Below are 9,249 nucleotides of genomic sequence, written 5' to 3'. Positions count from 1 at the left end.
CCCCCATGACGACACCCTCCGCAAGCCCGCTTTTCAGCGCCACCATCGCCGGCAGCCTGCCCAAACCTGCCTGGCTCTCCGAAACCAAAAAACTCTGGCCGCAATGGAAGGCCGAGGGCGAGGAGCTCAAGCAGGCCAAGGCCGACGCCACGCTGCTGTGGATCAAGGCGCAGGAAGACGCGGGCCTGGACGTGATCGGCGACGGCGAGCAGTCGCGCCAGCATTTTGTGCACGGCTTTCTGGAGCAGGTCGAGGGCATCGACTTCGAGCACAAGGTCAAGATGGGCATACGCGACAACCGTTACGACGCCATGGTGCCGCAGGTGGTGTCGGCGCTCAGGCTCAAGGGCCGGGTGCATGCGGCCGAGGCCCGGCTGCTGCGCGCCCACACCGGCAAAAAAATCAAGTTCACCCTGCCCGGGTCCATGACGATTGTCGACACCGTGGCCGACCGGTTTTACGGCGACAAGGTCAAGATGGCCATGGCTTTTGCCGAACTGCTGAACCAGGAAGCGCTGGCCCTGCAGGCCGACGGCGTGGACATCATCCAGTTCGACGAGCCGGCCTTCAATGTCTATATGAAGGACGCCGCCGACTGGGGCGTGAAGGCGCTGGAAGTCGCGGCCCGGGGCCTGACTTGCACGACCGCCGTGCACATTTGCTACGGCTACGGCATCAAGGCCAACACCGACTGGAAGGCCTCGCTGGGCGAGGAGTGGCGGCAGTATGAAACCGTGTTCCCGGCGCTGGCCAAAAGCAGCATCCAGCAGGTGAGCCTGGAGTGCTACCACTCGCATGTACCGCCGCACCTGATGGCCCTGCTCGAAGGCAAGGACGTGATGGTCGGCGTGATCGACGTGGCCAGCGACGAGATTGAAACGCCCGAGCAGGTGGCCGACACCATAGGCAAGGCGCTGCAGTATGTGCCCAAGAACCGCCTGCTGCCCTGCACCAATTGCGGCCTGGCGCCCATGGACCGGGAGGTGGCACTGAAGAAACTGCAGGCCCTGGCTCAGGGCGCGGCATTGGCGCGCGAGCGCTACAAATAAGCGGCTGCTTCAGGCCGCAAGCGTGATGGACGCGCGAGGCGTTGGTGGTGTACGCTGGCGGCATGAGCCAAGACCCCACACTGCCGCACCATCCGCACGACCATGACCATTCCCATGGTCCCGGGCACACGCATCCCCATGCCCAGGGCCAGGCCGACCCGCCGTGGAAACATGACGGCGTGCGCGTGATCGCGGGCAACCAGCTCGACGGCAACACCGCGCAGACGCCGGGCATGGACAGGCGCGCCGCCATCAACTTCGCCCGCGTGGGCGCGCAAAAGCTGTGGGCCGGCACCGTCACCATCCATGCCGACGCCAAAACCGGCGCCCACCATCACGGCCACCTTGAAAGCGTGATCTACGTGATACGCGGCAAGGCCCGCATGCGCTGGGGCGAGCGCCTGGAATTCACCGCCGAGGCGGGCCCGGGCGACTTTATTTACGTGCCGCCCTATGTGCCGCACCAGGAAATCAACGCCAGCCCGACCGAGGTGCTGGAGTGCGTGCTGTGCCGCAGCGACGGCGAGGCGGTGGCCGTCAACCTGGAGATCGAGCCGGTCGAAAAACCCGACACCGTGCTCTGGGTGGACCCGACCCACCCCCGCGGAGGCGTCTGAACAGGCGTGTAAAGCACCGGTCAAGGCTTTGTGAGGGAGGAATAAAGGCCGGCCAATGTGCGCATAAACGCACACTTTCAGCAGGATGCGGAAAGCTTTCCTTACGAATGTCACTTCGTCCTACAGGATGTATCCAGGAGCTTGGATACAACTGGGACTCCCCTACAAAGGAGTTCCACCATGGATACCCAAAACCAAGTTGTTCCCGCTTCCCAACCGGGCTTTGCCCAGCGCCTGCAGCACAGCAAGGCCCTGGTCGCCATCGTCGCCGTGCTCGGTGTGACCGTGATGGCGCTGGCCGCCGCGCTGGTCGTCAACCGCTCCGACGCGCAGCCGGGCGTATCGGCCTATGCCCCCGCCAATGAACCCGCCAAGACCGCCAAGCTCGCGGCTGACAGCGCCAAACCACAAGCCGCCAAACCGCACACCACCCCGACCGTGGTGGCCCAGGCTTCGCCGCGGGCCAATGTCTGCGCGGCCTGCGGTACGGTGGAAGCCGTGACGCCGGTGCAGCGCCAGGGCAAGGTCAACGGCGTTGACGTCGGCAACACCACCATAGGCCTGGGCACCGTTGCCGGCGGCGTGGTCGGCGGCCTGCTGGGCAACCAGATGGGTGGTGGCAACGGCAAGACGGCCATGACCGTGCTGGGTGTGGCCGGCGGTGCTTTTGCCGGCAACCAGATCGAAAAGAACATGAAGAAAGTCACCGTGTATGAAGTGCGCGTGCGCATGGATGACGGCTCTGTGCGCAATATGGAACTGTCCAGCGCTGTGGCTGTGGGCGCCAAGGTGATTGTTGAGGGCAAGAACCTTCGTCTTGCCTAAAACACGGCCCCCACGTTCGCTGACTGCGTGTAGCTCCCGAGGCCTTGCAGGCCGCGGCTCGCGAGCCGCTTCGGCTCTGTCGCCTCTCCAAAGCTGCTCAATCAGCTTTGGAGCCGCAGGCTCCAGCCCCTCGGGGCCGCCCGCATGCGGTCTGGCAAAGCCAGTCACGCGGCTCATGCTGGACTGAGCGTGGCGTCGTTCACACCTGTCCATCACAAGAACCCCCTCATGAAAACACTCAAACCGCCCCTGATGGCCGGCTTTGCCCTGGCTGCGGCCTTGTCCGGCGGCGCGGCCATGGCCACCGGCCCCTACGCGAGCGCCACGGTCGAGGGCGCGCTGTCGCCCGGCGTTTACGGCCGTATTGAAATCGGCAACGCGCCGCCGCCCGTGATTTATGCGCAGCCTGTCATCATCCAGCACCCGGCGGTGGTGGTGCAGCAGCCACCGCTGTACCTGCATGTGCCGCCCGGCCATGCGAAGAAGTGGTCCAAGCATTGCGCCAAGTACAACGCCTGCGGCCAGCCTGTGTATTTTGTGAAAGTGCGGGGCGATGAGGACTATGAACGCGGCAAGCACAAGAAGCACAAACACAAGGGCGGGCATGGTGATGGCGATGACCAGGGCCGCGGCGAGAAGCACGGCAGGGGCCGCAACTGACAGGTGGATTTGAACTGCTGAAATCCGACCCGGTGATGGGAATGACCCCCATGGACGGACCAGAGGGGCGAGATGAACTGATACGCCGGCTGGCGCCCCACGGGCGGGCTACACTTGCATAAATCGCCTGATTCCACCCCTTCCAGTTACCTCTTGTCGACCGATGAGCAGCATTCGCATTGCCCTCGCCAACATCGAGATTCCAGCTGACCCCCAAGACTCTGTGGAGCGCGCGCTGGTCGCCGTGCGCGAGGCCGCAAGCGCGGGGGCGCATATCGTTTGCTTTCCCGAGGCGTACGTGCCTGGTTACCCTTGGCCGACACGCAAACGGCAAGCGGTTGATGCGAGCTTTCTCCAGCAGGCGCATGAACGCGTCGCCCGGGCAGCCGCTGAGAACGGCATCGGTGTGTTGCTCGGTACCGAGCGCTACGTCTCTGAGAAGCCACGCCTGTGCGTGCTCGTCATTCAGCCCGACGGCGCTGTCGCAGGGTTCCAAGACAAGGTTCAGCTTGACCCGTATGAGGACCCGCTATACGAACCCGGCAACGAACGCAGGGTGTTCGAGATCGCAGGACTGCGCTTCGGTATCGCGATTTGCCACGAGGGTTTCCGCTATCCGGAGACCGTGCGCTGGGCCGCTCGCCGCGGCGCGCAACTGGTCTTTCATCCGCACTATGCCGAGGCGGAGGCTGGCGAGTTTCAGCCCAGCCAGTTCGCGGATCCACGAAACTCGTTCCATGAAAAGACATTCCTGTGCCGAGCGGCGGAGAACAGTTGTTACTTTGCAGCCGTCAACTGCGCGAGTGCCGGGTCGCCCACTACCTCGGCGGTCGTAAAGCCGGACGGAACACTGCTCGTCTTTCAGCCCTACGGCCAAGCTGGCTTTTTGATGTGTGACATCGACCCGGCCCTTGCGACAGGCTTGCTGGCGGGAAGATATCGCGGCGACGAAAGCTACTCACCCTTCAGCTCTGCAGCTTGACTTGAAAAAACTCTTCTCAGCCGCAGCACACGCGAGCGGCGAGAATAGACCCCGGGCCCGCAAGCCCTCCTGGCAGGGCGTAGCATTGGGCCCTGCTCACCCTGATCCGTATCCGCACCCGCATCAGCAGAAAGACATTCCCATGAAAGCCATCTGGAACGGCGCAGTGATTGCGCAAAGCGACGACACCGTGGTGGTGGAAGGCAACCACTACTTCCCCGAGAGCTCGCTCAACCGCGACTACATCACCTTCAGCAACCACCACACCATGTGCTCCTGGAAAGGGCAGGCCAGCTATTACTCGCTGCTGGTCAACGGCGAGATGAACACCGACGCCGCCTGGTATTACCCCGATCCCAAGCCCGAGGCCGAGAACATCAAGGGCCATGTCGCCTTCTGGAAGGGCGTCAAGATCGAGCCTTGAGAACAGGTTCTGAGGCGCAGCCACAGCCGGGCTGCTGGCGATTGGTAGAGGAGGTCGGGTTTACCCTTTGTGCTCCTCCATTTGCCCGGAAAATCCGAATGTAATATGTATACTTATTAAAAACAGCCGCCCTGGCCGTTGTTGATAAGGAGACTCCATGACGCTTTCCACTCCCGATCCCGTGCTCGTCGAAAAACTTGTGGTTGCCAACCGCATCCTCCACGACCAGGGTGTGGTGGATGGCTTCGGCCATGTGAGCGTGCGCCACGACAAGTCGCCGGAGCACTTCCTGCTGTCATGCAACCGCGCGCCCGGCCTGGTCAAAAAAGCCGACATCCTGGTGTATGACCTCAACGGCGACCTGGTGGTCCCGTCCACGCTGCGTTCCTATCTCGAGCGTTTCATCCACGGCGAGATCTACCGCGCGCGGCCCGACGTCATGGCGGTGGTGCACAGCCATTCGCCCAGCGTGATTCCCTTCGGTGTGACCGGCCAACGCCTGCGTCCCATTTTCCACATGAGCGGTTTCCTGGGCAGCGGCTCGTCGCTGTATGAAATCCGCGAGTCCAACGGCAACACCGACCTGCTGATCCGCGACATGGGCCTGGGCAAGGACCTGGCCAAGGCGCTGGGCCAGCATAGCTGCGTGCTGATGCGCGGCCACGGCTCCACCGTGGTGGCCCCTTCGCTGGAGCGGGCGGTCTACCGCGCTGTCTATGCCGAGGAAAACGCCAAGCTGCAGCTCAGCGCCAGCGCGCTGGGACCGATTGAATTCCTGACGCCCGAAGAAGCCGACAAAGCCATGAACACCAATGAAGGCCAGGTCATGCGGCCCTGGGAGCTGTGGAGCCGGGCCGTCGGGACCGTCGAGTAATCCTTTCATCACCGCAACATCACCCGTCAACGAAAAGGCACACCATGAAATTTCCCCGACTGCTGGCGCTGGCCGCCTTGATGTCCCTGAGCTGCCTGGGCGCCAGCCAGGCCCTGGCGCAGGATTATCCGTCGCGCGCCGTGCGCGTCATCGTGCCCTACGGCACGGGCGGCGGCTCCGACATCCTGGCGCGCCAGATAGGCGCGCGCCTGCAGGCCATGTGGGGGCAGGGCGTCGCGGTGGACAACCGCGCGGGCGCCTCCGGCAACATAGGTACCGAGGCCGTGGTGCACGCGCCGCCGGACGGCTACACGCTGCTGCTGCAGAACAGCACCATGGTGGTCAACCCGGCCGTCAACGGCAAGCTCAACTACGACCCCGAAAAAGACCTGACGCCCATCATGCTGCTGGGCCTCACGCCGATCGCGCTGGTGTCGCACCAGAGCACCAATATCACCAACCTCAAGGAGCTGGTCGCCTATTCCAAGGCCAACCCGACGGGGCTGAGCTACGGCTCCTGCGGTGTCGGCACGCCCCAGCATTTTGTGATGGAGCTGGTCAAGCAGAAGTCCGGCGTCGCCGCCACCAACGTGGGCTACAAGGGCTGCGCCCCGGCCCTGACCGACGTGGTGGGCGGCCAGGTGCAGATGGCCATCCTGAGCGCCAACCTCGCCGCGCCGCATCTGAAGACCGGCAAACTCAATGCCATCGGCGTGTCGACCGCCGCGCGGTACCCGCTGATGCCGCAGGTGCCGACGTTTGAAGAGCAGGGCCTCAAGCCGCTGGATTTTTCCATCTGGTACGCGCTCATGGGCCCCGCCAAAATGAAGCCCGAAGTGGTTGCCAAGATCTACGCCGACGTGCAGAAGGTGCTGGCCGAACCCGCCGTGAAGGAAAACCTTTCGGGCGCCGGTGTCGAGCCGCTGTCCGGCAATGGCGCGGCGCTGTCCAAGCTCATCAAGGCCGACCTCGCGCGTTACGCGCAGCTGGCCAAGTCGGCCAACATCAAGGCCGAGTAAGCCGGGGCCGCCGGTTTTCGGCGCCTTGTCTGACGGCGCCCGCGGGCGCCCTGATCTATAAATGATGCAAGGCCGGTCCTTCCGCGGGTGGGACGGCCGGGGCCGGCATTGACCCGCGAGGGGCTGGTGCCTGAGAATCTGTCCAGGGTTTTCAAGGAGCGCATCATGTACAAACACATTCTGGTTCCCGTGGATGGCTCGGCCACCTCGCAAAAAGCCATAGGCAACGCGCTGGCGATCGCGCAGGCCTTCAAGGCCGAGGTGACCATCATCTACGTCATAGACCCCTATGCCTTCACCGGGGTGGGCACCGACTTCGCCTACGGCCAGGCCGAATACCTGGGCGCGGCCACGGCCGAGGCCAACGAGGCCATCAAGACCGCCAAGCAGGCTTTCGAGAGCGTGGGCATCGCGGCCACCGGCTCGATCGTTGAAGGCCATGCGATCTACCGCGGCATCCTGGACACTGCCGAGTCTGTCAACGCCGACCTTATCGTCATGGGCTCACATGGCCGGCGCGGCCTTGAAAAACTGGTGCTGGGCAGCGTCACGGCCCAGGTGCTGTCGCATGCCCACTTGCCGGTGCTGGTGGTTCGGGACTAAGCTGGTATTCCGGCCATACAAGGAGCTTCCCATGGACTTGCTGAATCACGACCTGGCGCACGAGTTTCCGGAATACCTGCAGAAAATGCGCAGCCTCAAGGTGTCCGACCCGCACTTTGCCAGCCTCTTCACCCAGTACGACACCGACAACCACGCCATCGCCCGCTATGAGCAGGGCGTGGGCGCCATCACCGACGAGGCGCTGGAAGACCTCAAGAAAAGGCGGCTCAAGGTGAAGGACGAGATCTACCAGATCCTCAAGAAGCCTTGAGACTGGTCCTTCGCGGGCCGTTTCGCGCAAAGCCCTGGTGGCCTTTCATCAAACTGCCATGCAAGCCCGCTACGCTGGCGTGTTGCCGGTTTTCGGTTTTTGCGGGAGAAACCCTTGAATTCAAGCGACGAAGATTTGATGCGGCGTATCCGCAACGACCTGCTCGACAGCCTCGACGAAGAGCTGGAGATGGAGATCGAAGACCGCACCGTGGACGAACTGATCGGCGAGGACCACAGCCGCAGCCCGCGGGACGCGGCCAGGGACAAGGAATACCGCCGCCAGTATTTCCGCGAGCTGTTCCGCCTGCAGGCCGAACTGGTGAAGCTGCAGGACTGGGTGGTCGCCACCGGCCACAAGGTGGTCATCCTGTTTGAAGGCCGCGATGCGGCCGGCAAGGGCGGCGTCATCAAACGCATCACCCAGCGCCTCAACCCGCGTGTGTGCCGCGTGGCGGCGCTGCCGGCCCCCAATGACCGCGAACGCACGCAGTGGTATTTCCAGCGTTATGTGTCGCACCTGCCGGCGGCCGGCGAGATCGTGCTGTTCGACCGCAGCTGGTACAACCGCGCCGGCGTGGAGCGCGTCATGGGCTTTTGCACCGACGAGCAGTACGAGGAATTTTTCCGCACCGTGCCCGAGTTTGAAAAAATGCTGGGCCGATCCGGCATACAGCTGATCAAGTACTGGTTTTCCATCTCCGACGAAGAGCAGCACCTGCGCTTCCTGGGCCGCATCCACGATCCGCTCAAGCAGTGGAAGCTCAGCCCCATGGACCTCGAATCGCGCCGGCGCTGGGAGGAATACACCAAGGCCAAGGAAATCATGCTGGAGCGCACCCACATTCCAGAAGCCCCCTGGTGGGTGGTGCAGGCCGTCGACAAGAAAAAGGCGCGCCTGAACTGCATACACCACCTGCTGCAGCAGATGCCCTACCAGGAAACCGAACACCCGGCCATCGTGCTGCCGGAGCGGGTGCGGCATGAGGACTATGTGCGCAATCCTGTCCCACAGGACATCGTGGTGCCGGAAATATATTGAACACCCCCGTCCAGACTCACTTCGTGTAGTCCGTTCCCCCCTCAAGGGGGCGGCGCCTGCGGCCCGGCAAAGCCGGTTCCGCGGCCCCTACTGATGGCTTTTAATCTCTGACGTCAGCGACCGGGTTGGCGCCAAAGTCAGGCCGCGCCAGGAATGCAATGATGCGCGCCGCCGCATCGTCCGGCGAAGTCAGCGATCCACCAGTCTTCAGGCCCACAAACGAGGCCCGGTCCGGGAATGCCTCGGCCGGCGCCGCACGCAGCTGTTCCTGCATGCCGGTGTCGATCACGCCCGGCGCCAGCGAGCAGACCTTGGCACCTTGCGGCTTCAAGGCTTCGTCCAGCGCCAGGCTGCGCGTGAAGTGGTCCATGCCGGCCTTGGCGGCGCAATACGCGGCCTGTGAGGCCATGGCCCGTCGCCCCAGCCCCGACGAAATATTGAGGACCTTGCGCGGTGCTTTCCAGTCTTCGGTGGCGCGCAGGAAAGCGGCGGTGATTTGCATGGGCGCTTCCAGCCCGACACGCAGCGCACGCGCCAGGTCGTCGGCGCCGATTTCGCTCAGCGGGGCGATCTGCGGTATCACGCCCGCGTTGTTGATCAGCGTGGCGCTGGCCCAGGCCTGTTGCGCCTGCGAATCCCTGAGCCAGCTTTCCAGTTTTCCGGCCAGGGAGCCGCTGTCGGCCAGGTCATGTTCCCATTGCAGCACTGTGGCGTCCACGTGCCTGGCATGCGCGTCCAGGTCGGGTACCGACGTGCGGGAGATGCAAAGCACCGTGTGGCCGGCACTGAGCAGCTGGCGCGCCATGGACAAGCCCATGCCGCGCGATGCGCCTGTGATGAGGGTGAGATGTTTCATGGCCCCATGTTAGCGCCGGTGAGCCCGG

General features: G+C 63.8%; 12 protein-coding genes. 11 read left to right on the top strand and 1 reads right to left on the bottom strand.

Going from position 1 to position 9,249, the window contains the following annotated elements; all coding sequences use genetic code 11:
- Window positions 1–5 precede the first annotated feature (5 nt).
- The 11 genes from PMI15_RS11140 (at window position 6) to ppk2 (ending at window position 8,365) form a co-directional block, all read left to right on the top strand.
- Window positions 6–1,049 (top strand): methionine synthase, encoded by a 1,044-nt coding sequence (locus PMI15_RS11140; RefSeq protein WP_007868360.1) that lies wholly within the window; start codon window positions 6–8, stop codon window positions 1,047–1,049.
- A gap of 62 nt (window positions 1,050–1,111) precedes the next feature.
- On the top strand, window positions 1,112–1,666 hold the full coding sequence (locus tag PMI15_RS11135) for a cupin domain-containing protein (RefSeq protein ID WP_051001955.1): 555 nt from the start codon (window positions 1,112–1,114) through the stop codon (window positions 1,664–1,666).
- A 180-nt stretch (window positions 1,667–1,846) separates the two neighbouring features.
- Window positions 1,847–2,491: a glycine zipper 2TM domain-containing protein gene (locus PMI15_RS11130; protein ID WP_007868354.1), complete on the top strand. Its 645-nt coding sequence runs from the start codon at window positions 1,847–1,849 to the stop codon at window positions 2,489–2,491.
- Between the two features lie 228 nt (window positions 2,492–2,719).
- On the top strand, window positions 2,720–3,151 hold the full coding sequence (locus PMI15_RS11125; protein ID WP_007868351.1) for a hypothetical protein: 432 nt from the start codon (window positions 2,720–2,722) through the stop codon (window positions 3,149–3,151).
- A 163-nt stretch (window positions 3,152–3,314) separates the two neighbouring features.
- Window positions 3,315–4,133: a carbon-nitrogen hydrolase family protein gene (locus PMI15_RS11120; protein ID WP_007868349.1), complete on the top strand. Its 819-nt coding sequence runs from the start codon at window positions 3,315–3,317 to the stop codon at window positions 4,131–4,133.
- A gap of 142 nt (window positions 4,134–4,275) precedes the next feature.
- Complete coding sequence (locus PMI15_RS11115) at window positions 4,276–4,557, top strand: DUF427 domain-containing protein (RefSeq protein ID WP_007868348.1); 282 nt, start codon at window positions 4,276–4,278, stop codon at window positions 4,555–4,557.
- Window positions 4,558–4,714: 157 nt separating this feature from the next.
- Window positions 4,715–5,431 (top strand): class II aldolase/adducin family protein, encoded by a 717-nt coding sequence (locus tag PMI15_RS11110; protein ID WP_007868346.1) that lies wholly within the window; start codon window positions 4,715–4,717, stop codon window positions 5,429–5,431.
- Between the two features lie 44 nt (window positions 5,432–5,475).
- A complete protein-coding gene (locus PMI15_RS11105) occupies window positions 5,476–6,450 on the top strand; it encodes a tripartite tricarboxylate transporter substrate binding protein (protein ID WP_007868342.1) in 975 nt (324 codons plus the stop codon).
- Between the two features lie 165 nt (window positions 6,451–6,615).
- The gene (locus tag PMI15_RS11100) at window positions 6,616–7,053 is read left to right on the top strand and encodes a universal stress protein (protein WP_007868339.1); all 438 of its coding nucleotides are present in this window, start codon (window positions 6,616–6,618) and stop codon (window positions 7,051–7,053) included.
- A gap of 31 nt (window positions 7,054–7,084) precedes the next feature.
- Window positions 7,085–7,324, top strand: coding sequence for a YdcH family protein (locus tag PMI15_RS11095; protein WP_007868336.1), 240 nt, complete (start codon window positions 7,085–7,087; stop codon window positions 7,322–7,324).
- Between the two features lie 138 nt (window positions 7,325–7,462).
- Window positions 7,463–8,365, top strand: coding sequence for a polyphosphate kinase 2 (ppk2, locus tag PMI15_RS11090; RefSeq protein WP_036838491.1), 903 nt, complete (start codon window positions 7,463–7,465; stop codon window positions 8,363–8,365).
- A gap of 100 nt (window positions 8,366–8,465) precedes the next feature.
- On the opposite strand, the gene PMI15_RS11085 is transcribed toward ppk2, so the two are convergent.
- Entirely contained in the window at window positions 8,466–9,221 is a 756-nt protein-coding gene (locus PMI15_RS11085) for an SDR family NAD(P)-dependent oxidoreductase (RefSeq protein WP_036838486.1), read from the bottom strand.
- Between the last annotated feature and the right edge of the window lie 28 nt (window positions 9,222–9,249).

Origin of the sequence: Polaromonas sp. CF318 (assembly GCF_000282655.1) — a bacterium.
In the GTDB taxonomy this organism is placed as follows: Bacteria; Pseudomonadota; Gammaproteobacteria; order Burkholderiales; family Burkholderiaceae_C; genus Polaromonas.
The sequence above is the reverse complement of the archived record's forward strand: the minus strand, read 5'-3'. Positions and strand labels throughout refer to the sequence as shown.

Bases quoted from the DNA above. Each gene is read 5' to 3' on its own strand.
- PMI15_RS11085 (WP_036838486.1), bottom strand. From the start codon at position 9,221: ATGAAACATCTCACCCTCATCACAGGCGCATCGCGCGGCATGGGCTTG.
- PMI15_RS11140 (WP_007868360.1), top strand. From the start codon at position 6: ATGACGACACCCTCCGCAAGCCCGCTTTTCAGCGCCACCATCGCCGGC.
- PMI15_RS11120 (WP_007868349.1), top strand. From the start codon at position 3,315: ATGAGCAGCATTCGCATTGCCCTCGCCAACATCGAGATTCCAGCTGAC.
- PMI15_RS11135 (WP_051001955.1), top strand. From the start codon at position 1,112: ATGAGCCAAGACCCCACACTGCCGCACCATCCGCACGACCATGACCAT.
- PMI15_RS11130 (WP_007868354.1), top strand. From the start codon at position 1,847: ATGGATACCCAAAACCAAGTTGTTCCCGCTTCCCAACCGGGCTTTGCC.
- PMI15_RS11100 (WP_007868339.1), top strand. From the start codon at position 6,616: ATGTACAAACACATTCTGGTTCCCGTGGATGGCTCGGCCACCTCGCAA.
- PMI15_RS11095 (WP_007868336.1), top strand. From the start codon at position 7,085: ATGGACTTGCTGAATCACGACCTGGCGCACGAGTTTCCGGAATACCTG.
- ppk2 (WP_036838491.1), top strand. From the start codon at position 7,463: ATGCGGCGTATCCGCAACGACCTGCTCGACAGCCTCGACGAAGAGCTG.
- PMI15_RS11110 (WP_007868346.1), top strand. From the start codon at position 4,715: ATGACGCTTTCCACTCCCGATCCCGTGCTCGTCGAAAAACTTGTGGTT.
- PMI15_RS11125 (WP_007868351.1), top strand. From the start codon at position 2,720: ATGAAAACACTCAAACCGCCCCTGATGGCCGGCTTTGCCCTGGCTGCG.
- PMI15_RS11115 (WP_007868348.1), top strand. From the start codon at position 4,276: ATGAAAGCCATCTGGAACGGCGCAGTGATTGCGCAAAGCGACGACACC.
- PMI15_RS11105 (WP_007868342.1), top strand. From the start codon at position 5,476: ATGAAATTTCCCCGACTGCTGGCGCTGGCCGCCTTGATGTCCCTGAGC.